This is a genomic window from Streptomyces sp. NPDC057253 (genome assembly GCF_042669125.1).
In the GTDB taxonomy this organism is placed as follows: Bacteria; Actinomycetota; Actinomycetes; order Streptomycetales; family Streptomycetaceae; genus Streptomyces.
Window position 1 is genome coordinate 20,634 of the sequence record NZ_JBHUXV010000053.1, and the last position, 25,491, is coordinate 46,124.

The 25,491-nt window shown below is 72.1% G+C and carries 15 protein-coding genes and 1 pseudogene; 5 read left to right on the forward strand and 11 right to left on the reverse strand.

Annotated elements, in window-relative coordinates:
- Positions 1-152: 152 nt before the first annotated feature.
- A complete protein-coding gene (locus tag ACFULQ_RS26700; protein WP_383548131.1) occupies positions 153-899 on the reverse strand; it encodes an Rv3235 family protein in 747 nt (248 codons plus the stop codon).
- 308 nt (positions 900-1,207) lie between these two features.
- On the opposite strand from ACFULQ_RS26700, the gene ACFULQ_RS26705 reads away from it, so the two are divergent.
- The 3 genes from ACFULQ_RS26705 to ACFULQ_RS26715 all read left to right on the forward strand — a co-directional run bounded on the left by ACFULQ_RS26705 (position 1,208) and on the right by ACFULQ_RS26715 (position 8,585).
- A complete protein-coding gene (locus ACFULQ_RS26705) occupies positions 1,208-1,723 on the forward strand; it encodes a DUF6912 family protein (protein WP_383548134.1) in 516 nt (171 codons plus the stop codon).
- Positions 1,724-1,800: 77 nt separating this feature from the next.
- Complete coding sequence (locus ACFULQ_RS26710; RefSeq protein WP_383548137.1) at positions 1,801-2,466, forward strand: HAD family hydrolase; 666 nt, start codon at positions 1,801-1,803, stop codon at positions 2,464-2,466.
- 1,157 nt (positions 2,467-3,623) lie between these two features.
- Positions 3,624-8,585 (forward strand): NAD-glutamate dehydrogenase, encoded by a 4,962-nt coding sequence (locus ACFULQ_RS26715; protein WP_383548139.1) that lies wholly within the window; start codon positions 3,624-3,626, stop codon positions 8,583-8,585.
- A gap of 95 nt (positions 8,586-8,680) precedes the next feature.
- Here ACFULQ_RS26715 and ACFULQ_RS26720 read toward each other — a convergent pair whose 3' ends face one another.
- Positions 8,681-9,508 carry an ABC transporter ATP-binding protein gene (locus ACFULQ_RS26720; RefSeq protein ID WP_383548141.1) on the reverse strand — a complete coding sequence of 276 codons (828 nt, stop codon included), beginning with the start codon at positions 9,506-9,508 and terminating at the stop codon, positions 8,681-8,683.
- The gene (locus ACFULQ_RS26725; RefSeq protein ID WP_383548189.1) at positions 9,501-10,418 is read right to left on the reverse strand and encodes an ABC transporter permease; all 918 of its coding nucleotides are present in this window, start codon (positions 10,416-10,418) and stop codon (positions 9,501-9,503) included. Before ACFULQ_RS26725 ends, ACFULQ_RS26720 begins: the two co-directional genes overlap by 8 nt.
- Positions 10,419-10,693: 275 nt before the next feature.
- On the opposite strand from ACFULQ_RS26725, the gene ACFULQ_RS26730 reads away from it, so the two are divergent.
- Positions 10,694-11,332: a TetR/AcrR family transcriptional regulator gene (locus tag ACFULQ_RS26730; RefSeq protein WP_020139067.1), complete on the forward strand. Its 639-nt coding sequence runs from the start codon at positions 10,694-10,696 to the stop codon at positions 11,330-11,332.
- A gap of 199 nt (positions 11,333-11,531) precedes the next feature.
- Here ACFULQ_RS26730 and galE read toward each other — a convergent pair whose 3' ends face one another.
- The 3 genes and pseudogenes from galE to ACFULQ_RS26745 form a co-directional block, all read right to left on the reverse strand.
- Positions 11,532-12,512 (reverse strand): UDP-glucose 4-epimerase GalE, encoded by a 981-nt coding sequence (gene galE / locus ACFULQ_RS26735; protein ID WP_383548145.1) that lies wholly within the window; start codon positions 12,510-12,512, stop codon positions 11,532-11,534.
- A gap of 39 nt (positions 12,513-12,551) precedes the next feature.
- Positions 12,552-13,776 (reverse strand): annotated as a pseudogene (locus tag ACFULQ_RS26740) (glycosyltransferase 87 family protein).
- Between the two features lie 133 nt (positions 13,777-13,909).
- Positions 13,910-14,410, reverse strand: coding sequence for a MarR family winged helix-turn-helix transcriptional regulator (locus tag ACFULQ_RS26745; RefSeq protein ID WP_383548147.1), 501 nt, complete (start codon positions 14,408-14,410; stop codon positions 13,910-13,912).
- Between the two features lie 99 nt (positions 14,411-14,509).
- Between ACFULQ_RS26745 and ACFULQ_RS26750 the strand changes: the two genes are divergently transcribed.
- Positions 14,510-14,923, forward strand: a complete 414-nt coding sequence (locus ACFULQ_RS26750; protein ID WP_383548150.1) for an organic hydroperoxide resistance protein — start codon at positions 14,510-14,512, stop codon at positions 14,921-14,923.
- A gap of 182 nt (positions 14,924-15,105) precedes the next feature.
- Here ACFULQ_RS26750 and ACFULQ_RS26755 read toward each other — a convergent pair whose 3' ends face one another.
- The 5 genes from ACFULQ_RS26755 to ACFULQ_RS26775 form a co-directional block, all read right to left on the reverse strand.
- On the reverse strand, positions 15,106-17,436 hold the full coding sequence (locus ACFULQ_RS26755; RefSeq protein ID WP_383548153.1) for a CDP-glycerol glycerophosphotransferase family protein: 2,331 nt from the start codon (positions 17,434-17,436) through the stop codon (positions 15,106-15,108).
- Positions 17,437-17,574: 138 nt separating this feature from the next.
- Entirely contained in the window at positions 17,575-18,483 is a 909-nt protein-coding gene (locus ACFULQ_RS26760) for a carbohydrate ABC transporter permease (RefSeq protein WP_383548155.1), read from the reverse strand.
- A complete protein-coding gene (locus tag ACFULQ_RS26765) occupies positions 18,480-19,823 on the reverse strand; it encodes a carbohydrate ABC transporter permease (RefSeq protein ID WP_383548158.1) in 1,344 nt (447 codons plus the stop codon). Before ACFULQ_RS26765 ends, ACFULQ_RS26760 begins: the two co-directional genes overlap by 4 nt.
- Positions 19,824-19,827: 4 nt before the next feature.
- Positions 19,828-21,207, reverse strand: a complete 1,380-nt coding sequence (locus tag ACFULQ_RS26770) for an ABC transporter substrate-binding protein (protein ID WP_383548161.1) — start codon at positions 21,205-21,207, stop codon at positions 19,828-19,830.
- Positions 21,208-21,383: 176 nt separating this feature from the next.
- The gene (locus ACFULQ_RS26775) at positions 21,384-25,472 is read right to left on the reverse strand and encodes an FHA domain-containing protein (RefSeq protein WP_383548193.1); all 4,089 of its coding nucleotides are present in this window, start codon (positions 25,470-25,472) and stop codon (positions 21,384-21,386) included.
- Between the last annotated feature and the right edge of the window lie 19 nt (positions 25,473-25,491).

Here is a 25,491-nt window from a genome sequence, read left to right on the forward strand (position 1 = left end):
CTGCGGGGCCTGGGGCGCTGTGGCTGTGAAGGGCCGGGTCACCTTGGGTGCCCGGCCCTTTGGCGTGCGGTGGGCGTGGGGGGTCGGCCTGTTAGGGCTCGTCGTGGCTCGTCGGGGGCTTTCGAGGGTCTCCCGGGGCTTCTCCGGGGCCGTCAGTCGTCGGCCGGGCGGGGAGCTCGGGGGCCGCCCAGTTCGACCGCTGTGCAGCGCCAGCGGAGGTCCTGGCCCTGTTCCAGACGGAAGGCCATGGCGCGCAGTTGGTCGCCGGCGCCGATGCGGGCGAAGGCCTCGACTGCGCCTGGGCGGGGGACGTAGTAGCCGATGTCGCGGACGACGGGGCGGGTGCCGCGGGTGCGCAGGGGGCCGCGTTCGGCGAGCCAGGCGAGTTCGTCGTAGGCGCGGCCCGCGGTGTGCCGGAGCATCGAGTGGACGGGGCGCTGGCCGCTCAGGACGGCGAGGAGGAGGTCGGCGAAGCGGTCGGTGGGGCGGGGTTGGGGGACGAGGGGGCGGCGGGGGGTCTGGGGCGGGACGAGCGAGGTGGCGTCCGGGGTGGGGTGCGCGTGCGGGGGTGTGCCGGGCTCCGTGGTGGCTGACGTTCGGGTGCGGGGGCTCGTGGTGGGAGCGTCGGTGAGCGCGGCTGTGGCCTGGGAAGCGGTGCGGCTGGTCGTGCGTGACGTGGCGCCTCGGCCGGGGCCGCTCTGTGGGCGGCTGTCCGCAGGGCCGGTGCGGGGGCGGGGGCCGTTGCCCGGGGAGCCCGGTGGGCGGCCGTCGCCCGGGGCCGTGCGGAGGGTGCTGCCGCCGGGTGTGCGGGGTGGGGTGCCGCCAGGGCGGCGGGAGTCGCGGCGGGCCGGCGGGCGGGTGCCGGAGTGGTGCTGGGCCCTGGTCATGACCTTGTTCATGGGATCCCCGTTCTGCGAGCCCGGAAAGTACCGAGCGGTAACTTCGTGCTTGGGGATCTTGTACGGGGCCGCGCACCACGACGGCAAGGAAGCCGAGGGCCGGGTCGGGCGGCCGGAATCTTCACCTATCAGGGTGATGGGAGGGGGTGGGAGCCCATGGTCTCGGGGGTGCGGCGGGTGAATTCCGGGACTGGGGTGGACGCCTCACGAAGGCTGGGCAGGGACTCGAAAGGGGACGCCCGCACGTATCCTGAAGGCCTTCGCGGAGCCCTTCCGATCACGTTCTCCGACCACGAAAGCGGCCAGCCATGCGCGTCTACGTCCCCCTGACCCTCCCCGGTCTCGCCGAGGCGTACAAGACGGGTGAGCTGGGGCCCGAGCCGTTCCTCGCCTACGCCGTCACACCTGCCCTGCGGGAGTGGTACCTCTCCGACGACATCGAGGAACTGGAGTACGCGGCGCTGAACCGGGCCGCGCTCGCCTCGCTGCGGCTGCTCGCGGCGGACGCCGGTGCCGTGCGGCGCCGGGTCGTGGTGGCCGTGGATGTGGCCGACGGGGCGGCGGTCTCCGACCCCGACCGGGCGCTGGACCCCGTGGCGCTCGGGGAGGTGCGGGTCGCCGGGACGGTGAAGCTGGCCAAGGCCGCCGCGGTCCATGTCGACTCGGACGACGCGGAAGAGGATGTCACCGCCGCCGTGGACGCGCTGGAGGCGGCGGACGGCGGGGACGACGACGCGCAGTTCGTCGTGGACGGGGCCGAGGACCACGAGCTGTTGTGGTACGCGACGCAGGAGATTCCGAACCTCGTGGGATGGGGCGGCTGAGCCCGTTCTCCGGTCGGTTCTGCCTGCTGTGAGCTGCTGGTCTCTTGATTGTCAGTGGGGGCGGGTACGTTTTTGGCATGGGGAAGCTGACAGGGGCGCACATCGTCTGGGACTGGAACGGCACGCTGTTCCACGACAACGACGCGATCATCGGGGCGACGAACGCGGCGTTCGGTGAGCTGGGGCTGGCGCCGATCACGATGGAGCAGTACCGGGCGCTGTACTGCGTGCCGGTGCCGAAGTTCTACGAGCGGCTGCTGGGGCGGCTGCCCACCGATGCCGAGTGGGAGGTCATGGATGAGACCTTCCATCGGTACTACGCCGAGCACCGGGTGGCGTGCCGGCTGACCGACGGGGCGGTGGAGCTGCTGACGGGGTGGGGAGCGGCCGGACGCAGCCAGTCGATTCTCAGCATGTATGTGCATGACGAACTGGTGCCGTTGGTGCGCGGGTTCGGCATCGAGGCGCACTTCCTGCGGGTGGACGGGCGGACCGGGCCTTCGGGGGGCAGCAAGGCGGAGCACATGGAGAGGCATCTCGCCGCGCTGGTGGGGGTGGATGCTGCTCGGACCGTGGTGATCGGGGACGCCGCGGATGACGCGGTGGCGGCGATGCGGGTGGGGGCGAGGGCCGTTCTGTACACCGGGGGATCGCACAGTCGGGCCAGCCTCGAGGGCGTCGGGGTGCCGGTAGTGGACACCCTGGCGGAGGCGGTGGCGGAGGCCGAGCGAATAGCAGCGTGACGGGTGGGTGCGGGGGCCGTGCCCGAGCTACGAGTGTCGAGTGCCGGGTGCCTGGGTTGTGCTCGGGGTGCCGTCGGTCGGGGGCGGGTTTCGCTCGCTGCCGCTGAGCGGGTGCCGGGTGGGCGGGGCGTGGGCCGGCGGCGCCGAGGGTTGGCAGGGGAATCGGGGATCGGCTGCGGATCGGCGAGGCGGACTGCGGCCCGGGGTAGGCGGCGGATCGGCAGGGTGGGGCCCGCGGGGCAGCGGTGCCCGAGGCGGGCAGGCGGATCGGTGAAGCGGACGGGGGACCGGGACCGGCAGGGAACGGGAGGGCGGGCGCGCGGGCCAGTGCCGCGGACGGTGGGCAGGTGAATCGGGCGGCGGCGGATCGGTGGGGACGAACTGGGGTGGCGCTCTCCGGACGGTCCTGCGGCCGGACGCGTGGTGCCGCCGTCGCGCAGCGCCACGTCGACCCCCGCGGACCGGCGGCGGACCGGCTGGGAATCGGTAGGGCAGGCGCGGCCCGGCGGCGCCGGCGGTGGCAGGTGGATCGGGGTCGGTGGCGGATCGGTGAGGTGGGCTGCCGGCCAGGGCAGGCAGGCGGCGTGACCCGCTGGACCCGTCGTCGGTCGAGGGTGGATCGCCGAGCCGTCGGCTGTGGCTCGGAGGTTTGCCGGGTGGGCGGGTGGCTGGACCGTGTGCGGTTCCTCGGACGGTGTGTCGTCTTACGGTGGGTTCGTCCCTTGCGCCCCTGTGCAGACTGTCAAACTTCCACCCCCGGTTTTGTACACATACGGCTCATGACGACCCCCCTGTAAGGAGCGATAGCCTTGGTGGCGTGATCAGCGCGATAGTTCGCGGGGGCGCTGTGGCTCCCGCCCTGCGCCCGGTTCGCACGGAACACCTCCGTGGCCGGGCGGCGGCCGCTGGTCCTCGCGGGCGGGACGGGGTCGTAAGGGCTCCCATGACGCCGTGTACACCCTCGTCAGCGACGCGGCAGAGAGCAGCGTCACACCTGTCGAGCGTGTCGAGAATGGCTGATATCCCCCCGCTCATCTCGCCCTGCGGCATAGCGTCGGAGCAGACCGGAGACCCCGGGCCGTGGCGTCGAGCCGCAGGAGAAGAGACCGTACTTCCTTCTACGTCACGCAACGGCGCGCGACAGGAGTCAGAGGACAATGCAGACCAAGCTGGACGAAGCAAAGGCCGAGCTGCTCGAGAGGGCCGCACGGGTAGCTGAGAACAGCCCGGTCGGGGGGCACCTACCGACTGGGACGACCGACGAGGACACCCCCCGCACCCCGGACACCCCGGACAGCGAGACCGTGCTCGCGTTCCTCCAGCGCTACTACCTGCACACCGCCCCGGAAGACCTCACGGACCGCGACCCGATCGACGTCTACGGCGCCGCGCTCTCCCACTTCCGGCTGGGCGAGACCCGCCCGCAGGGCACGGCCAATGTGCGGGTCCACACGCCGACGGTGGAGGAGAACGGGTGGACGTGCACCCACTCCGTCGTCGAGGTGGTCACCGACGACATGCCCTTCCTCGTCGACTCCGTCACCAATGAGCTGACCCGGCAGGGGCGCGGCATCCATGTCGTCATCCACCCCCAGGTCGTCGTCCGCCGTGACGTCACCGGCAAGCTGATCGAGGTCCTCACCGTCCCGCCGGCCGCCGCGGACCTCCCGCACGACGCGCACACCGAGTCCTGGATCCACGTCGAGATCGACCGTGAGACCGACCGCTCCGACCTGAAGCAGATCACCAACGACCTGCTGCGTGTCCTGTCCGACGTCCGCGAGGCCGTCGAGGACTGGGAGAAGATGCGGGACGCGGCCCTGCGGATGGCCGACGAACTGCCCGCCGAGCCCGTCGCCACCGATCTGCGGGACATGGAGATCGAGGAGGCCCGCGAGCTGCTGCGCTGGCTGGCCGACGACCACTTCACCTTCCTCGGCTACCGCGAGTACCAGCTCCGCGAGGACGACTCCCTCGCGGCCGTCCCCGGCACCGGCCTCGGCATCCTGCGCTCCGACCCGCACCACGCCGGCGAGGAGGGCCACCCGGTCAGCCCGTCCTTCGAGCGGCTGCCCGCCGACGCGCGTGCCAAGGCGCGCGAGCACAAGCTGCTGGTGCTGACCAAGGCCAACAGCAGGGCGACCGTGCACCGGCCGTCGTACCTCGACTACATCGGTGTCAAGAAGTTCGACGCGGCCGGCAATGTCATCGGTGAGCGGCGTTTCCTCGGTCTGTTCTCCTCCGCCGCGTACACCGAATCGGTGCGCCGGGTTCCGGTCATCCGGCGCAAGGTCGACGAGGTGCTGGAGAAGGCGGGCTTCTCGCCCAACAGCCACGACGGCCGTGACCTGCTCCAGATCCTGGAGACCTACCCGCGCGACGAGCTCTTCCAGACCCCCGCCGACGAGCTGGAGTCGATCGCCACCTCCGTCCTGTACCTCCAGGAGCGGCGCCGGCTGCGCCTGTACCTGCGCCAGGACGAGTACGGCCGCTACTACTCGGCCCTCGTCTACCTGCCCCGCGACCGCTACACCACCGGCGTCCGCCTGCGGATCATCGACATCCTCAAGGAGGAACTCGACGGCATCAGCGTCGACTTCACCGCCTGGAACACCGAGTCGATCCTGTCCCGGCTGCACTTCGTGGTCCGCGTCCCGCAGGGCACGGAGCTGCCGCAGCTCAGCGACAGCGACAAGGAGCGCATCGAGACCCGGCTGGTGGAGGCCGCCCGTTCCTGGGCCGACGGTTTCGCCGAGGCGCTCAACGCCGAGCTCGGCGAGGAGCGTGCCGCGGAGCTGTCGCGCCGCTACGGCAACGCCTTCCCGGAGGGCTACAAGGCCGACCACACCCCGCGCTCCGCGGTCGCCGACCTCGTCCACATCGAGAAGCTCACCGAGGCCGGGGACGGGGACCACGACTTCGCCCTGAGCCTGTACGAGCCGGTCGGCGCCGCCCCCGAGGAACGCCGCTTCAAGATCTACCGCAAGGGTGACGCGATCTCCCTGTCCGCGGTGCTGCCGGTCCTGAGCCGGCTCGGCGTCGAGGTCACGGACGAGCGGCCGTACGAACTGCGCTGCTCGGACCGCAGCGTGGCCTGGATCTACGACTTCGGCCTGCGCATGCCCAAGGCGCAGAACGGCGGCGCTTCCCTCGGCGACGACGGCCGCGAGCGCTTCCAGGAGGCCTTCGCCGCCACCTGGACCGGCAAGGCGGAGAACGACGGCTTCAACGCGCTGGTGCTGAGCGCCGGGCTCGGCTGGCGGCAGGCGATGGTGCTGCGGGCGTACGCCAAGTACCTGCGCCAGGCCGGTTCGACCTTCTCGCAGGACTACATGGAGGACACCCTCCGCCACAACGTCCACACCACCCGGCTGCTCGTCTCCCTGTTCGAGGCGCGGATGTCGCCGGACCGCCAGCGCGCCGGCCACGAACTGGTCGACGCCCTGCTGGAGGAACTCGACGCGGCGCTCGACCAGGTCGCGAGCCTGGACGAGGACCGGATCCTCAGGTCCTTCCTGACCGTCATCAAGGCGACCCTGCGCACCAACTTCTTCCAGGAGGCCGAGGGCGGCAAGCCGCACGACTACGTCTCCATGAAGTTCGACCCGCAGGCCATCCCGGACCTGCCGGCCCCGCGCCCGGCGTTCGAGATCTGGGTGTACTCGCCGCGTGTCGAGGGCGTGCACCTGCGCTTCGGCAAGGTCGCGCGCGGTGGTCTGCGCTGGTCCGACCGGCGTGAGGACTTCCGCACCGAGATCCTTGGCCTGGTCAAGGCGCAGATGGTGAAGAACACCGTCATCGTGCCGGTCGGCGCCAAGGGCGGCTTCGTCGCCAAGCAGCTGCCGGACCCGAGCGTGGACCGGGAGGCATGGCTGGCCGAGGGCATCGCCAGCTACAAGGTGTTCATCTCGGCGCTGCTCGACATCACCGACAACATGGTCGCCGGTGAGGTCGTCCCGCCCGCTGACGTCGTACGGCACGACGAGGACGACACCTACCTGGTCGTCGCCGCCGACAAGGGCACCGCCACCTTCTCCGACATCGCCAACGGGGTCGCGGAGTCGTACAACTTCTGGCTCGGTGACGCCTTCGCCTCCGGCGGCTCGGCCGGCTACGACCACAAGGGCATGGGCATCACCGCCCGCGGCGCCTGGGAGTCCGTCAAGCGGCACTTCCGTGAACTGGCCGTCGACACCCAGTCCGAGGACTTCACGGTGGTCGGCATCGGCGACATGTCCGGTGACGTGTTCGGCAACGGCATGCTGCTGAGCGAGCACATCCGTCTGGTCGCCGCCTTCGACCACCGGCACATCTTCATCGACCCGAAGCCCGACGCGGCCACCTCCTACGCCGAGCGCCGCCGCATCTTCGAGCTGCCGAGGTCCAGCTGGGCGGACTACGACACCGAGCTGATCTCGGCCGGCGGCGGCATCTTCCCCCGCACCGCCAAGTCCATCCCCGTCAACGCCCACATCCGCGAGGCCCTCGGCATCGAGGACAAGGTCACCAAGATGACCCCGGCCGACCTGATGAGGGCCATCCTCCAGGCGCCGGTGGACCTGCTGTGGAACGGCGGCATCGGCACCTATGTGAAGGCGTCCACCGAGACCCACGCGGACGTCGGCGACAAGGCCAACGACCCGATCCGCGTCGACGGCGCCGACCTGCGCGTCAAGGTCGTCGGAGAGGGCGGCAACCTGGGCCTGACCCAGCTCGGCCGGATCGAGTTCGCGCTGCACGGCGGCAAGATCAACACCGACGCCATCGACAACAGCGCCGGCGTGGACACCTCCGACCACGAGGTGAACATCAAGATCCTGCTCAACGGCCTGGTCACCGAGGGCGACATGACGGTCAAGCAGCGCAACAAGCTGCTCGCGGAGATGACGGACGAGGTCGGCCGCCTGGTCCTGCGCAACAACTACGCGCAGAACACCGCCATCGCCAACGCCCTCGCCCAGTCCAAGGACATGCTCCACGCCCAGCAGCGCTTCATGCGCCACCTGGTACGCGAGGGCCACCTCGACCGGGCCCTGGAGTTCCTGCCCACCGACCGCCAGATCCGCGAACGCCTCGCCCAGGGCCAGGGCCTGACCGGCCCGGAGACCGCGGTCCTGCTGGCGTACACGAAGATCACGGTGGCCGACGAGCTCCTGCAGACCGGTCTGCCGGACGACCCGTACCTGCGCGCCCTGCTGCACGCGTACTTCCCGACCGCGCTGCGCGAGCAGTTCCCCGAGCACATCGACAGCCACCCGCTGCACCGCGAGATCACCACGACCGTCCTGGTCAACGACACGGTCAACACCGGCGGTACGACCTATCTGCACCGCCTGCGCGAGGAGACCGGGGCCTCCCTCGAGGAGATCGTCCGGGCGCAGACCGTGGCCCGCGCGATCTTCCGGTCCGGCGTGGTGTGGGACGGCGTCGAGTCCCTCGACAACCGCGTCGAGGCCGCCGTGCAGACCCGGATCCGGCTGCACTCGCGGCGCCTGGTCGAGCGCGGCACGCGCTGGCTGCTCAACAACCGGCCGCAGCCGCTCCAGCTCGCCGAGACCGTCGAGTTCTTCGGCGACCGCGTCGAACAGGTGTGGTCGCAGCTGCCGAAGCTGCTGCGGGGCGCGGACCTGGAGTGGTACCAGAAGATCTACGACGAGCTGAGCGGCGCCGGCGTCCCGGACGAACTCGCCACGCGCGTGGCCGGTTTCTCCTCCGCCTTCCCGACGCTGGACATCGTCTCGGTGGCCGACCGCATGGGCCGGGACCCGATGGACGTCGCCGAGGTCTACTACGACCTCGCCGACCGCCTCCACATCACCCAGCTCATGGACCGCATCATCGAGCTCCCGCGCGCCGACCGCTGGCAGTCCATGGCCCGCGCCTCGATCCGCGAGGACCTGTACGCGGCCCACTCGGCCCTGACGGCCGATGTGCTCGCGGTGGGCAACGGCACCTCGACCCCCGAGCAGCGCTTCAAGGCCTGGGAGGAGAAGAACGCCGCCATCCTCGGCCGGGCCCGCGTCACCCTGGAGGAGATCCAGGGCTCGGAGGCCTTCGACCTCGCCAACCTCTCGGTGGCGATGCGCACCATGAGGACGCTGCTGCGCCAGCACTCGTAAGGCCTACGGCCCCTTCTTCGGGCCTACGACCATGAGGGCGCCCGGGACCGTGAAGTCCCGGGCGCCCTCGTCGTCGTAGCGCTGGAGCCGTGGTGTCAGGCGGCGACCTTCGGCTGCGGCTTGGCCCTGTCCTTGTCCGGGCCGCCGGTGAAGTCCTCGTAGGCCGCCAGGACCTCGTCGGTCGGGCCGTCCATGCGCAGTTCGCCGCGCTCCAGCCACAGGACGCGGTCGCAGGTGTCGCGGATGGACTTGTTGCTGTGGCTGACCAGGAACACCGTGCCCGCGTGCTTGCGCAGCTCGCGGATGCGTTCCTCGGAGCGCTTCTGGAAGGAGCGGTCGCCGGTGGCGAGGGCCTCGTCGATGAGCAGCACGTCATGGTCCTTGGCGGCCGCGATGGAGAAGCGCAGGCGGGCCGCCATGCCGGAGGAGTAGGTGCGCATCGGGAGGGTGATGAAGTCGCCCTTCTCGTTGATGCCGGAGAAGTCGACGATCTCCTGGTAGCGGTCCCTGACCTGCTCGCGGGACATGCCCATCGCGAGGCCGCCGAGGTGGACGTTGCGCTCGCCGGTGAGGTCGTTCATCAGGGCCGCGTTGACGCCGAGCAGGGAGGGCTGGCCGTCGGTGTAGATGCGGCCGTTCTCCACCGGGAGCAGGCCCGCGACCGCCTTCAGCAGGGTCGACTTGCCGGAGCCGTTGGTGCCGATCAGGCCGATCGCCTCGCCCTTGTAGGCGACGAAGGAGACGTTCTTGACCGCGTGCACCTTGCGTACGCCCGCCGCCTTCTCGGCCGCGCCCCGGCGCAGCATGCGGTTGAGGGCGGCGGTGGCGGAGCCCTTGCCGGCGCCCGTGCCGTTGACGCGGTAGACGATGTCGACGCCGTCGACGACGACGGTGGGGATCTGGTCGTTCGCGATGTCAGCCACGGCCGTACGTCTCCTCAGCCTTCCAGAAGTAGATGAAGCCGCCGACGCCCGCCAGCAGCGCCCAGCCCGCCGCGATCGCCCACACGTGGTGCGGCAGCTGGCTCGCGTGGAAGGTGTCGATCAGGGCGTAGCGCATCAGGTCGATGTAGACGGCCGCCGGGTTGGCCTGGAGGACCGGGACCACCCAGTGCGGCCAGTCGTGGTGGCCCTTGGCCAGCTTGTCGATGCTCCACATCACGCCGGAGACGTACATCCAGGTGCGCAGGATGAACGGCATCAGCTGCGCGATGTCCGGCGTCTTGGCGCCCATCCGGGCCATGATCATCGAGACGCCCGCGTTGAACGTGAACTGGAGCACCAGCGCCGGGACCGCCAGCAGCCAGGACGCCGAGACCGGCACACCGAAGCAGAGCAGGATCACGACGAGCGCGCCCATCGAGAACAGCAGCTGCTGGAGCTGCTGGAGGCAGAACGAGATCGGCAGCGCGGCCCGCGGGAAGTGCAGCGCCCGCACCAGGCCGAGGTTGCCGGAGATCGCGCGGGTGCCCGCCAGGATCGAGCTCTGCGTGAACGTCCAGATGAACACGCCCGTCACCAGGAACGGGATGTAGTCCGGCACGCCCTTCTTGGTGCCGAGCAGGACACCGAAGATGAAGAAGTAGACCGCCGCGTTCAGGAGCGGGTTCATCACCTGCCAGACCTGGCCCAGCTTCGCCTGGCTGTACTGCGCGGTGAGCTTGGCCGTGGCGAACGCGGTGATGAAGTGCCGGCGCGCCCACAACTGGCGGACGTACTCGGGCAGGGAGGGACGGGCACCGCTGACCGCGAGGCCGTGACGGGCGGCAAGGGCCGCGAGGTCGTCGTCGGCCGGGGCCGCTGTGGGGGGCGGTGTGTCGAGGACCTGGCTCACATCCGCTGCTTTCGCTCGGGGGGTGGGGTGGTGCGTGGTGCGGAGGTTCTTGGTGCGGTGGTGCGGTGGTGCGGTGGTGCGTGCGGCGGGTGGGGTCGTCACCCGATGTTTTCTTACGTGTCTCTTCACGTTTTCTTACGTCGGGACGGGACCGTATCGTCGCAACGTGAGCGTAGGACGAGTGAGCGTCGGAACGCAACCGTTTCGTCGTGACGTGGCGGTGCGCACACCCGACCGGATCGCGTCGGAACGGGACCGTTTCGTCGCTACGCCCTATGCTGGTCCGCATGACGACCAACGCCGACGCGCCGCAGACCCGTCCGCGCCGCCGTGCCCCGGCCGGAGCCGCCGTTCTCCGTGAGGACGTGACGGAAGCCATCCGGGCGGCCGTCTTCGAGGAGCTCGCGGCCGTCGGGTACGCGCGGATGTCGATCGAGGGCATCGCGCGCCGGGCGGGCGTCGGCAAGACCGCGGTCTACCGCCGCTGGCGTTCCAAGCTGCACCTGGTCCTCGACGTCGTCTCGGAGATCGCGGTGATGGGCCTGCCGGTGCCGGACACGGGCTCGCTCCAGGACGACCTGCGGATGCTGTACGAGGTGACGTCACGGGCGCTGCGGCACCCCGTGGCCTCGCAGATCCTCCCGGACCTCCAGGCCGAGGCGGCCCGCAACCCCGAGATCGCCGAGGCTCTCCAGAACGCCCTGCAGAAGGGCCAGGAGGGTGTCGCCAGCAAGATCATCGTGGCGGCGGAGCAGCGCGGTGAGATCAGGCCCGGCCTCAACGACGAACTGGCCCTCGACCTGATCTCGGGCCCCCTGTACTGGCGTTCCGTGGTGATCCGCAGCCCGAAGCTGCCGAAGGGGTACCTCGCGGCGCTGGCGCACGCGACGACGGAGGCGCTGAAGGCGCTCTGACGCGAGTCCTACGTGATCGGGAAGTCGAAGTACGTGTCCGGACACGGTTCGTCGTCCGGCAGGTGTGATGTCCGGGCGCCACGGTGGGAGACGGGGTCCATGACCGGGCCCTCCGGCGAAAACTGACCGACCGCCGGGCCCGCACGAACGCCAGATGATCGGCATCGCTGATCGGCCTGACGACCGGATTCCCGCCCGCTCACCCCCGCGCCGCCCCCGGATGCAACCGCACCCACCCCTCCCAGGCCGACGAGATCATGTCCTGGACGTCGTGCTTGGCCTTCCAGCCGAGTTCGGTGGCCGCCAGGTCGGACGAGGCGACGACCCGGGCCGGGTCGCCGGGGCGGCGGGGAGTGACCGTCGGGGGGCGGTCGTAGCCGGTGAGGGCGTTGATGTGGTCGATCATCTCGCGCACGGAGACGCCCTCGCCGCGGCCGATGTTGACGGTGAGGTCGCGGCCGGGGGAGGACTGGAGGGCGCGCGCGGCGGCCACATGGGCCTCGGCCAGGTCGGTGACGTGGATGTAGTCGCGGACGCAGGTGCCGTCGGGGGTGTCGTAGTCGTCGCCGAAGATGCGCGGGGCGGCGTTCTCGGTGAGCTTCTCGAAGACCATCGGGATCAGGTTGGAGACGCCGGTGTCGGCCAGCTCGGGGGCCGCCGCGCCCGCCACGTTGAAGTAGCGCAGGGACGCCGTGGACAGGCCCGTCGCGCGGCCCGTGGCGCGGACCAGCCACTCGCCGGCCAGCTTGGTCTCGCCGTACGGGGACATCGGCGCGCACGGGGTCCGCTCCGTGACCAGCCGGACGTCCGGCATGCCGTAGACCGCCGCCGAGGACGAGAAGACGAAGGAGGGGACCCGGGCCGTCGTCACCGCCTCCAGGAGGACGCGCAGGCCCTCGACGTTCTCCCGGTAGTAGTGCAGCGGACGGTCCACCGACTCGCCCACCTGCTTCTTCGCCGCCAGGTGGACCACTCCCGTGACCTCGTGGTCCGCGAGGGTGTGCGCGACCCGCTCGGCGTCCAGCGTGGAGCCCACCACCAGCGGCACGTCGGCCGGCACCCGCTCGGCGATGCCGGTGGACAGGTCGTCGTACACGACCGCCTGCTCGCCCGCCTCCGTCATCGCCCTCACGACGTGCGCCCCGATGTAGCCGGCGCCGCCGGTGATCAGCCAGGTCATGTACGGCCGTCCCCTCGTCGGTTGACCCGTGTTCGCGTATCAGTGAACCAGGCGGCCGGAGCCGGTGGGCGTCGCCTCGGTCACCGAGGGTGAACCGGGGAACACGCGTGGCGTCGGAGGGGGTGTCGTCGAGCGCCACACGCGTGTGCAGGACAGCACCGCCGCCGCGCCCAGCAGGCCGTTGCGTACGACCATCAGCGCGCAGCCCGTCCAGGTGGCGGCCGCGACCTCGTCGTACAGGACCGGGAACACCAGGGCGCTGACCGCGGTCGCCGCCAGGACCAGCGCCGCGACGGGGCGTTGGGTGGTGTGCCGCGAGGTCAGGCACACGGCGGCCAGGCCCAGCAGCCAGATCATGTACTGGGGGCTGATCACCCGGCTGGTGACGGTGAACAGCAGCACGGCGGCAAGGGCGGCGTCGTAGGGCGTCGCCCTTGCCCCAGCGCCGGGCCCTGGCCCGCCACAGCAGCACCAGAGCCAGTGCTACGGCGGTGAGGGCCAGGCAGACGTACGCGACCGTCGAGACGTACGGCCCCGTGTACTCCAGCGCCCCGTAGCGGTACCGCACCTTCCCGGGCCAGCCGGCGTGCCGTGCCAGGGCGAGCAGCGTGCCGCCGAAGGACTCGATCTGCACGCCCCGGCCGCCCTGTTGGCGCAGGAACGCGAAGGGGTGGTCGAAGAGGGTCACGAGGAGGGCGAGCACGGTCGTGCCGGTCACCACCGCCGCGGTCCCCGCCGACCGGGTCGCCCGGCCCTTCGGAAGGCCGGTCAGCAGCAGGACCGGCCACACCTTGACCAGGGCGCCCAGCGCCACGAGCGCTCCGCACGCGCGCGTGGAGCGCGTCGACGTCAGCAGGGCGAGGACCGCGAGGGCGGTGACCTGGACGTCGTAGCGGGCGAGCAGGGGGAGGCCACCGGTCCAGACGCCGGCGCCGAGCAGGCTGCGGCCGGGGCGGGTGCCCGCGCGGACGAGCGCCAGCGCGGTCACGGCGTCGGCGGCGAGGGTGAGGGCGACGAAGGCCTGGAAGTACGTCAGGCCCGGCAGCAGCCCGGGGGAGAGGAGGAGCGGTCCCGCGCCCGGCGGGTACTGCCAGAGCGGGTCGCGCACCGGGTAGGCGCCGTGCGCGAGGACGCCGTACCAGTGGTGGTAGAGCTGCCACACCTCGCGTCCTACGGCGTCCCACCCGCGCAGGGTGAGCAGCCAGACCATCAGGGCGCGGGTGGCGAGCCAGGCGGCGGCCAGGGCGGCACGGGGATGTCTCATCAGGGCGGATCGTAGGCGGGCATATGCCGCGCAAGCCCTAAAGCGCCCCTATTTTTCGGTAAGTGTCAGCACCCGCCGGCACTGTCCTGCGCAGAGTCACCGGCCGCCTCGCTCTGTGCCGCCCTGCGTAGGGTTACCGGCCGCCTCGGTCCGCGCCGCCCGGCGCAGGGTCACCCGCGGCCTCGGTCTGCGCCGCCGCGTCCAGCATCGAGGTGAGCTGATCCAGGCGGGAGCGCAGGTCGCGGATCTCGTCGACATCGCAGCCGGTCGCGGCGGCGATCCGGCGGGGCACCTGGAGCGCGTGCTCCCGCAGGGCCGTGCCCTCGTCGGTGAGGCGCACCTCGACCGAGCGTTCGTCGCGGGTGCTGCGCTCCCGGCGCACCAGACCGGCCGTCTCCAGCCGCTTGAGAAGGGGGGACAGGGTTCCGGAGTCGAGGCGCAGGTGTTCGCCGAGCGCCTTCACCGGCAGGTCGCCGTGCTCCCACAGGACGAGCATCACCAGGTACTGGGGATAGGTGAGCCCCAGGTCCTTGAGGATCACGCGGTAGACGCCGTTGAAGGCGCGGGAGGCGGCGTGCAGGGAGAAGCAGATCTGCTGGTCGAGCCGGAGCCAGTCGGCGGTGGGCGTGGTCATGTCCCCAGGGTAGCTCTTACTCGCCATTTAGTTGTGCACAACTGAATTGTGTGCTCTACTTGTGGCAACGACAGGACTCACCCAGAGGGACGGATTTCCATGGACGCGCTCTACACCGCAGTCGCCACCGCCACCCACGGCCGTGACGGTCGTGCCGTCTCCAACGACGGCAAGATCGACCTGAAGCTGGCCCCGCCGGTGGAGCTGGGCGGCAACGGAGAGGGCACCAACCCCGAGCAGCTGTTCGCCGCCGGTTACGCCGCCTGCTTCGGCAGCGCCCTCGGTCTCGTCGGCCGCCAGGCCAAGGTGGACGTCAGCGACGCCGCCGTCACCGCCGAGGTCGGCATAGGCAAGCAGGGCGAGGGCTTCGGCCTCAAGGTCGCGCTGCGCGTCGAGCTGCCCGACACCGTGGACGCGGAGACCGGCCGCAAGCTCGTCGAGACGGCCCACCAGGTCTGCCCGTACTCCAACGCCACCCGCGGCAACATCGAGGTCGAGCTCGTCATCGAGTAAGCACGCACCGCAGCACCGCAGCACCGCAGCACCGCAGCACCGCAGCACCGCAGCACCGCAGCACCGCAGCACCGCAGCACCGCAGCACCGCAGCAAGGCTCAGGCGCCCGGCCGACCGGCCGGGCGCCATGTCGTGGGTCGGCTCGGCGTGGGCCGGGACGGACTGGACGGCACAACCCCTCCTAGAGGGTCTCGGTGACGGTCGGCTCCGCCGCGGGACGCGGCACCGTGGTCAGCGGCGCGCGCTCCGACGCGGCCGCCGCCGACGGCACCGGGTGACGCTCCGCCGGCGGGATCACCGACGGCGACTCCGGCTCGCCCAGCACCACATGGCGTACGACCCGTTCGGCGGCGCGGCCGTCGTCGTACGGGCAGAAGCGCTCGCGGAACGCCGCGCGCAGCTGGGTGGAGCGGGAGCCGCGCCAGTGCCCGGTGGCGAAGATGTCGATCAGCTCGTCCTCGCTGCGCGCGATCGCGCCCGGTGCGAAGGACCGCAGGTCGAAGTAGGTGCCCCGGGCCGCCTCGTACGCCTCCCGGTCGTCCGCGTGGATCACGATCGGGCGGTCCAGGCCGGCGTAGTCGAACATCAGGGACGAGTAGTCGGTGACCAGGGCGTCCGAGGCCAGGCACAGCGACTCGACGCTCGGATGGCCGCTGACGTCGATGACGCGAGGCGTCGAGGCCGGGGCGAGCGGACCGCCGTGCCGGTGGTGGGCGCGGGCCAGGATCACGAAGCGGGGGCCCAGCCGGCGCAGCAGCCGGTCCAGGTCGAGCGTGGTGCGCTGGGTGCGCCGGTAGTCGCGGTGGGTGGGCGCGTACAGGATCGCGACCGTGCCCTCGGGGATGCCGAGCGACTCGCGCAGCCGCCGTACGTCCTCCGAAGTGGCCCGCTGGAACACGTCGTTGCGGGGCTGGCCGTAGGGAAGCACGGTGTAGTCGCCGGGGTGGACCCGCTGCCAGGTGAGGGTGGCGTGGCGGTTGGGGGACAGCAGGTAGTCCCACTGGTCGACGCCCCTGAGCATCGCGGCGAAGTCCAAGTCCCGTGCCGCCGCCGGCCGTTCCTGGAGGTCCAGGCCCATGTGCTTGAGGGGCGTGCCGTGTTGGGTCTGGACGAGGACCTGGCCGGGGCGCTTGACCAGGCGGGGGTCGAAGTCGGTGTTGTTCACGAGGTACTTGGAGCGGGCGAGCGCCGTCCAGTAGGCGGCCGTGTCCGGGGTGAGGCGGCGGGTCGCGGTCGGGATCGTGCGGTGGTGCTCGGGATCCGCGACCCAGGCGGTGCGGATGTGCGGGGCGAGGGCGCGGAACGCCTCCTCCAGCGCACCGGGGTTGCAGCCGTGACCGCGGCCGCCGTACGCGGCGAAGAGGGCGCGGTCGTCGCGGACCGGCAGGCGCAGCTGGACGCGGTAGTGCAGCCGCAGGGCCGCGGCGTGCAGCGCCTTGGCGAGCCGGACGGTGGGCCCGGAGATCCGCCGGCCGAGCAACTGGGCCAGTTCCAGGGTCCGTCGGGTGCGGTACAGGCCCAGGCGGATCGTGGTGTGCCGCAGCCGGTAACCCACCGGGGTCGGATGGCCCGGCGTGCGGTGGACGCGGTAGTGGTCGCGGGCCCGCCGCAGGAACTCGGCGCGGACATCGCCGGGAAGACGGTTCCGCCGCAGGAACTCGGCGCGGACGTCCTCGGAGACGAACGCCCCGTGGCCGTCACCCGCACCACGCTCCCGCCCGGCGAACACCGCCCACAGGTCGTCCACCATCCGGCGGAACAACACCGGCCGCCACTGGGCGAGTTCGGGCCGCGCGTCGACGTGGGCGAAGACCCTGTCGTACTGGTCGAAGAGGTCGAAGTCCGCGCGGTCGGCCGCCGCGGGGACGCTCCGGCGCCGCAGCCGGTGGTGGACGCAGACCCGGTCGAGGGTGGCGATCGACTCGGCGGACATCAGGACCGGACAGGCCCAGGCCAGGTCCGTGTGCCGGCCGGGCGGGAACGCGAAGCCACCGCGCTCGACGAACTCCCTGCGGCACACCTTGTTCCAGGCCGCCGCCGGTCCTCGCAGCAGCCCCGGCCGGTCCTCCAGGGGGAACTGGGCGGGCCCCTGCTCGGTGAGCAGGCCCGAGGAGGGATCGTGGACGATCTCGCCCGACCACGGCACGAGCGCGTGGCCGTGGACCAGGACGTCCGGCTCGCCCGTCTCCTTCAGCCGGTCGGCGATCGACCGCAGCGCGTGCGGGGCGAGGGTGTCGTCGCCGTCGAGGAACACCAGGTAGTCGCCCGTGGCCTCGCCGATCCCCGCGTTGCGGGCGGGCCCCAGACCCTCGTTGCGCGCCCGGCGGACGGCCCGCACACGCGGGTCGCGGGCCGTGAACTCGTCGGCGATCTCGCCGCACGCGTCCGGGGAGCGGTCGTCGACCACGATCAGCTCCAGATCGTCGTACGACTGCGACAGCACCGATTCCAGGCAGGCGGGCAGGTACGCCTGCACCTGGTACGCGGGGACGATGACACTGAACCTGGGCACGGCACATCCAAGGGTCGGCGCGGGAGTTCTGCCCGGGAACGCCCCATGAGTGCCCTTGGTTACGGTCCGTACGGCATTCGGGCGAACGCGAAGGGGCGGGCCGGAGTCGGCCCGCCCCCAATTGGGCTGTCGTACGCGCTACTTGACCGCGCCCGCCATCACGCCGGACACGAACTGCCGCTGGAACGCGAAGAACACGATCAGCGGGATCACCATCGAGATGAACGCGCCCGGCGCCAGGATGTCGACGTTGGCGGCGAAGGCCCGTACCTGGGTCTGGAGGGCGACCGTGATCGGCTGGCTGTCGGCGTCCGTGAACACCAGCGCGATCAGCATGTCGTTCCACACCCACAGGAACTGGAAGATGCCGAGGCTCGCGATCGCGGGCGCGCCGAGCGGCAGCACCACCCTTGCGAACAGGCGCAGTTCACCCGCTCCGTCGAGCCGGGCCGCCTCCAGGAGTTCGCGCGGGATCTCGGCGAAGAAGTTCCGCAGCAGGAACACCGCGAACGGCAGACCGAAGCCCGTGTGGAAGAGGACCACGCCGAAGATGTTGCCGAACAGGCCGATCTTGCCGAAGAGTTCGGCGATCGGGATCAGCGCCACCTGTACCGGCACCACCAGCAGACCGACCACGGCCATGAACCACCAGTCGCGGCCCGGGAAGTCCATCCACGCGAAGGCGTAGCCCGCGAGCGCGCCGATGACGATCACCAGAAGCGTCGCCGGCACCGTGATCAGGATGGTGTTGACGATGGAGTTGGTGATGTCGCTGTTGTGCAGGAGCTTGTCGTAGCTGTCCAGGGTCAGCTGGGACGGCTTGGTGAACACCGTCCACCAGCCGCTCGCGGCCATGTCCCCGGGGCTGCGCAGCGAGGAGATCAGCAGACCGATCGTCGGCACCAGCCAGAACAGGCCGACGAGCACGAGCAGGACGCTGATCACGCCCCCGCTGACCCGCTCGACCAGCCGTGAGCCGAGGGACCGCTGCGCCTCGGTGCCCTCGGCCGACGCCGTCTCGGGAAGCCTCTCGGCCTGGGTCGTCATCGCCGTACCTCCCGCCTGAGCCGCCGGATGTTGAACCAGATCACCGGGATGACGAGCAGCAGCAGGAACACCGAGATGGCGCTCGCGATGCCCGGCTGGTCCTCGGAGAAGCCCTTGCGGTACAGCTCCAGCGCGAGGACGTTCGCGTCGTCCTGCGAGGAGCCCGGGGCGATGATGAAGACCAGGTCGAAGATCTTCAGGACGTTGATCATGAGGGTGACGGTGACGACCGCGAGGACCGGGGCGAGCAGCGGCACGGTGACCCTGCGGAACACCTGCCACTCACTCGCGCCGTCCACCCGGGCCGCCTCCAGCAGTTCGCGGGGGATGCCCGCGAGCCCGGCCGCGATCAGCACCATCGCGAAACCGGCCCACATCCAGATGTACGACCCGATGATCGACGGCGTCACCAGCGAGGGGCCGAGCCAGTCGAGGCCGTTGTAGGCCTCCCTGAAGTTGCTCGCCGGAAGCCGCAGTTGGGCTCCGTCGGCCTTCTCCGAGAAGGAGAAGGTGCCGTCGTCGCCCGCCTTCGCCGTCTCGACGACCTTGCCGTCCTTGACCGCCTCGATCTTCATGCCGGGGTAGCCGAGTTCGCTCGGGTCGACCCCGCCCAGCGTGCCGACACCCTTGCCGCGGGTGAAGTCCTGCCAGGTGGTGCCGGTGATCCGGCCCGGGTCGGCCTGGGGCGGCACGGCCTTCTTCGCGTCGCTGGGCATCTGGTCCGGGGCCACGCCCACGAGGGGCAGCGTGACCGTGCCGCCGGTGTGGACCGTGGCCTTGGTGATGAAGCCGCCGCCCTGGGGCACCAGCGGTGAGTTCCGGCCCGGGTGGGCCTTCGGGAACGACGAGGACTGCGCGAACGTGTCGTGCACGCCCACCCACACCGCGTTCGCGAACCCCTTGTCCGGGTCCTGGTCGTAGACCAGCCGGAAGATGATGCCCGCCGCCAGCATCGAGATCGCCATCGGCATGAAGACGACCAGCTTGAACGCCGTGCCCCAGCGGATCCGTTCGGTCAGCACCGCGAAGATCAGACCGAGCGCGGTGGCGATCGTCGGCGCGAACACCACCCAGATGATGTTGTTCTTCAGGGCCGTGCGGATGCCGTCGTCGGTGAACAGGGCCTTGTAGTTGTCGATCCCGGCGAAGCTGTCGCCCGACTGGTCGTAGAAGCTGCGGACCAGCGAGTACCCGATCGGGTAGACCACGAGCGCGCCCAGCAGCACGAGGGCGGGCAGCAGGAACAGCGCCGCCACGGTCTTGCGTGTGCCGGTCACGCTCTTGCGCGACTTGGGAGAGGCAGGGGCCGGTGGGACCCCTGCCTCGGTGGCCGATGTCATCGCCTCAGTTCCCGTACGCTGCCGCCGCGTCGGCCTCCAGCTTGGCCTGGGTGCCCGCGATGTTCTTCGGGTTGCTCAGGAAGTCCTGGAGCGCCTTCCACTCGCCCTTGCCCGGCGTGCCGCCGAAGGCCTGCGGGGCCTGGTCGGACATGTCGAAGCGGAAGTCGTCACCCGACTCGATCAGCGCCTTCGCGATCTTCTGCTGCACCGGGTTCGGGTACGCCGAGATGTCCACGCTCTTGTTCGGCGAGAGGTAACCGCCGAGCTTGGCCTGGATCGTCGCCGCTTCCGGGGAGGCCAGGAAGGTCGCGAGGGCCTGCGAGGCCTTGGAGTCCTTCAGGATCACGGCAGCGTCACCGCCGGAGACCACGGGGGCGGTGTCGCCGACCTTCGGGAAGGGGAAGACCTTCGCGTCGGTGCCGACCTCGGCCTTGGCCGTCTGGATGTTGACCTGCGCGAAGTCACCCTCGTAGACCATGGCCGCCTTGGGCTGGTCGCCGCCGGTGAAGGTCTGGGTCACGGAGGCCGGGAAGTCCGTCTGGAGCGCGCCCTTGGCGCCGCCCGCGACATAGTCCTTCTTGCCCCAGACCTGGGCCAGCGTGGTCAGGGCGTCCTTCACGGACGGGTCCGTCCACTTGATCTCGTGCTTGGCCAACTGGTCGTACTTCTCCGGGCCCGCCTGGGAGAGGTAGACGTTCTCGAACCAGTCGGTGAGGGTCCAGCCCTCGGCGCCGCCGACGGAGAACGGGGTCACGCCCGAGTCGTAGACCGTCTGCGCGGTGGTCAGCAGCTCGTCCCAGGTCTTGGGTTCGGCGGCGCCCGCGTTCTCGAAGACCTTGGCGTTGTACCAGATCAGGGACTTGTTGGCGGCCTTGTAGTAGACGCCGTACTGGGTGCCGTCGATCTTGCCGATGTCCTGCCAGCCCTGCGAGTAGTTCTTCGCGAGCTCGGCCTTGGCCTCGGCGCCCAGCGGCTTGGCCCACTTCTTGTCGACGGCCTGCTTGATGGCGCCGGGCTGCGGCAGCATCGCGACGTCCGGCGGCTGCCCGCCCGCGACCTTCGAGCCCAGGAAGTTGACGATGGGGTCCTGCGCGGGCACGAAGGTCACCTTGGCGCCGGTGCGCTTCTCGAACTCCGCGAGGACCTTCTTGAAGTTCGCCTGCTCCTCGCCGCTCCACACGGCGGCCACCTGGAGGCTCTGGCCGTTCAGCTTGGGGAGGGTGACGCCGGTGCCGGTCTCCTTGCCGCCGGTCGCACCGCTGTCGCTGCTCTTGTCGTCGTCCCCGCCGCAGGCGCTGAGCGAGAGGGCGAGGGCTGCCGCGAGGGCGGCTGCCGCAGTCCTCGCTGCCCTGGGCTTTCGGTTTGTGCTGCTCATGCTGCGCATCACGTCCCCGTACCTCGTTCCTCGTTGAACGTTGAGGGTGTCCCGTGCGAACTGGTCTACGCCGGGAGAACGGGGTCGGCAAGGGCGCGTCCGCTGTCAAGCAGGCGATCGTTGCGGCCTCGTGACCAGTACGGCTGCGTGCGGGCACGCGGCGTAGAGGGGCAGCCTGGGTTCGGCTAAAGCAGTGACGGCACCTCTGCTGCTTCGACTTCCCTCGCTGCCCGTTCCAATGCGCTGGCGAGCAGAGCGAGATCCGTCGGACCATTGCCCAGCTCCCGGACCGGGCGGCGGGTCGGGGGATCGCCCATGCGCTCCCACTCCAGGGGCACGACCGTGGGGCGCAGCGTCGCGGTCCGCGGGATACGGCCCGTGACCCGGCCCGCCTGGAAGGCGGTCACCCGCCCGTCGGACCAGGTCAGCCGGCCACGGCCGGGAACCGGCTCCTCCGGCCCGGTGGCCGGGGCGTCCAGGGTGACGCGGAGGGTGGCCCGGCGGGCCGGCTCCGACTCCGCCGTACGGCCGCCCGGGCCGGCCGCGGCCACCAGGTGCACGCCCAGCCGCTCGCCGTCGCGGGCGACCGCCTCCAGCGCGCGTATGACCGATCCGGCGGCGGGCCTGCCGGGGGAGCCGAGGGGCGGGGAGACCAGGGCGTCCAGGTCGTCCACGACCACGACCAGACGGGGGAGCGGCGGCACCGCCTCCGCCTGGCGGCGGGCCGCGCCGGGGCGCAGCCGGATGGTGGAGCTGGGCGGGGAGTCGAGATCGGCGGTGGCGTCGGCGGCTGCGGTGCCGTGAGTGCCTGTGCTGCCGAGGGTGTTGGGGGTGCCGGGGGTGCCCGAGGTGCCGACGGCCGGTGCGGCGGACGGGCCGCGGCTGGTCGCCGTGCGCTGGGCGACCATACGGCCGGACAGCTCGCGTCCGGTGTGCCACTCGGCGAAGCCGGAGCGGCCCAGCAGCTCCGCGCGCCGCTTCAGCTCGGCACTCAGCGACTGGGCGAACTCCCGCATGCGGACGGGGTCGTTGGCGGTGAGGTGGGTGGTCACGTGCGGCACGTCCGTGCACACCCGCAGACCCTCGCCGTGGCCGCCCCCGGCGCCCACGCTGTCCCGGCCGTCCATCAGGACGACGCTGAGCCGGTCGGGGCGCTCGGCCGCGGCCAGCGAGGCGACGACGGCCCGCAGGAGTTCCGTACGGCCGCTGCCCGCGGGTCCCTCGATCAGCAGGTGCGGGCCCTCGGCCGCGAGGTCGGCGCAGACCGGGCCGCGCGGGCCCGCCCCGAGCACCGCCCAGGCGCGGCCGCCGAGCGACTCCGGGTCGTCGGCCGCGTCCGCCCAGCGCGTCATCAGCGACGGCGGGGTGGCCCGGGCCAGCCCCAACTCGTCCAATAGCCGCGCTGATTGGGGCAGCGGTGAGGACACGCGCGCGTGGCCCGCACCGGCGGACCCGTCCGTGCGCAACGGCGCCAGTGCCCGCGCGAACCGCTCGGCCCAGGCGGCGGAGACGGCGTCCACGGCGGCGACCGTGCCGTGGCCCACGGGGGTCGGGGCGGGGGTGAGGTGCAGGGTGTCGGGGTCGGTACGCGTGCCCGTGCCGCGGCCTGCGGCGGCCACGGCGGGCGCGGCTTCGGTGGGCCGGGGCACCGTGCGGGTGATGTCGGCGCCCGGGTGACGGGGTGCCGGGCGGGTGCGGGTGGATTCGGCGCCCGGCGCGGTGCCGTACGTCTCGGCATCGTCGCCCGGGACGGTCGGCGCGCCCTCACCGCCGCTCCTGGCCGTCGGACGGCTCGTGCCGGTCGGCATCCCCGCCCGCGCCACCCGCATCAGCCGCAGGGCCGTCGCCACGTCCCCGCTGAGCAGGCCGACCGCGCCGCACTCGCGGAACGTCGGGGCCACCGCGCAGGCCGCCTCGTAGGTGTCGGTCACCGGGGAGGCCGGGGAGGCGGGGGCCGTCTCGGCCAGGCAGACGACATGGATACCGGCCCGCGGGCCCTGTGCCGCCAGCCGTGCCACCGCCTTGCGCAGATCCGCGCCGCCGGGGTCGCCGTCCACGACGACCACGGTGTACGGCCCGGGGAAACCGCCGGTCTCAAGGCCCTCGGTGTCGTCGCGGGCCCAGGAGGGCCGTCGGCCGGCGCCCCGGAGGCGGTCCGGCGAGCCGGCGGAGCGGGCGGCCGGGATCATGCCGCGGGGCGGGGCGAGCTCCGCGTCGGCCAGGTGGTCGTCCAGGCGCCTGAGGAGTTCGTCGGTGCGGGCCGCGGCCTGCTCGCGGTCGTGGGCCAGCAGGAGCCGGCAGTCCTGGCCGTGTCCCGGGCGGACATGGGGGAGCCAGCCGAGCCAGGACCACTCGGCGGTGCGCTCCTGCGCGGGCCGGGAGCGGTCCGCGCTGATCAGGACGATCTCCAGGGTCTCGGGCGCGTGCAGGGCGGCGAGCTGGGCCACCACCGCGCGGGCCAGCCCGGCCAGCCGCGCGCGCGGACCGGCGAGGCCCAGTGCGCCTGCCTCGCGCAGATCCGCGGTCACCGGGACGGCGGGCAACAGCCCCGACCCGTCGGGCGCGGCCCGGTCGGCGGTGCCGAGCCGCACGGTGAGCGCCTCCGGGTGTCCCGGCCCGCGCTCCCAGAGGCGGGCACCCGGGCCCAGGGCCGTCAGCAGCAGCGCGGCGGGGTCCGGCCAGACCTCGGGCAGCTGGGTGGCGGTGGCCGACGGAACGGGGGTGACGGGGGCCGGTTCCTCGGCGTACGGCTCGCCCTGATCGGCCATCTCCGGCTCGCCCCGGCCCCCGGCCAGCCGCCGCGCCCACTTCCCGAGCCCGCCACGCCGACGCCCGCTCTGCGGGGCGTCCGTCCCGCGCAGGGGGGTGCCCTTGCGGCGTCCGGTGCCGGGTTCCGGGGCTTCATCAGCGGAGGGGTTGTCCGTGGCGGAGGGGTCGTCCGGGCGGTCTCCGGGGGGCGTGGAGGGCGTGGAGGGCTTCGGCGGCGCGGAGGGTGCAGGCGCAGTCGCCGCGGCCTCGCCGAAGGAACCGATACCGGCCCGGCCGCCATGGGTGTCACCGACGGAGCCGACGGAGCCGGCAGAGCCGGTGAAGCGCACGGAGCCTTCGGGCGCCCCCGCGGAGCCGTACGGGCGCTCCCCGGGAACCGTCCCGCCCGGACCGCCGCTCTCGATCCGCGGTGCCCCGCCCTGCCCGGGTACGACGACGGGCGGCTCCACGGGACCGTGGGCCTGGGCCTCCGCGACCCCGGGGTTCCCGCCGGACGCGCCCCAGCCGGCCGAACCGTAGGTGTGGTGGGTCTGGTCGGTGGGCTGCTGGGACGGGGTGCCCCCGCCGCTGTCACGGTCCTCACGCGCGTGCGGCGAATTCTCCGCGCCCCCCGAGGCCTCCGCCGGGATCGCGGAGCCGCCGGCACCGGCCGACACCCTGCGCCCCCGTCGCTCACCCGCCCGGTACCCGGCCTCATCCGCCCCGGACGGACTCCCGGGCGCCACCCGCCCAGGGCCCCGGCCCCGGGCCTGCGCGGCCGCCCCGCCCTCGCCGGAGCCGGAAGCGGCCCCGCCGTCCACCGGCACGCGCTCCCCGGTGTTCTCGGGCGCCACGCGCACATGCCCCTCCCCGTCCGGCTCGGTCTCCAGACGCCGGCCCCCGCTGGGGGACAGCCGGAGCACCGACTCGCCGATCCTCAGGAGCGCCCCCGGCGGGAAACGGACCGGGCGGGTGCCCACGCGGGCGCCGTCCAGCATGGTGCCGTTCGTGGAGTCGAGGTCGGCCACCGAGACCTGGCCGTCGGCGGCGACGGTGATCGCGCAGTGGAGACGGGAGACGTCGGGGTCGTCCAGCGGGACGTCGGCGTCGGCGGAGCGGCCGATGTGGATCTGGCCGCCGTGCAGCAGGTGGACACCGCCCGCGTCGGGGCCCGCGACCACATGGAGCTGGGTCGGCGCCTCGTCGAGCTCGGGGTGGGGCTCGGGGGCGGCGGGGGCGCCCAGGGACAGCACGGCGCCGTCGATCAGCGGGGGCTCGCCGAGGGTGGCGCGCTGGGGGTCCAGCCGCTCGCCGTCCGCGTACAGCACGACGGTGCCGCCGCCGCGCTCGGGCTCGCCCGCGCGGGAGGCGCCCGCCTCCCCGGGGACCGCCGAGGCGAGGGCACCGGCCACCGCGGCCAGGGCGGTGCCGACGGGAGCGGTGACCAGCACGTCGCAGCTCGCGGCGCGGCCGCGGGCCCGGTCGGGCGGGCCCAGCGGGTCTACGACGGTCAGCCGGATCTGCATCGCCGTCAGCGGTCCCTTC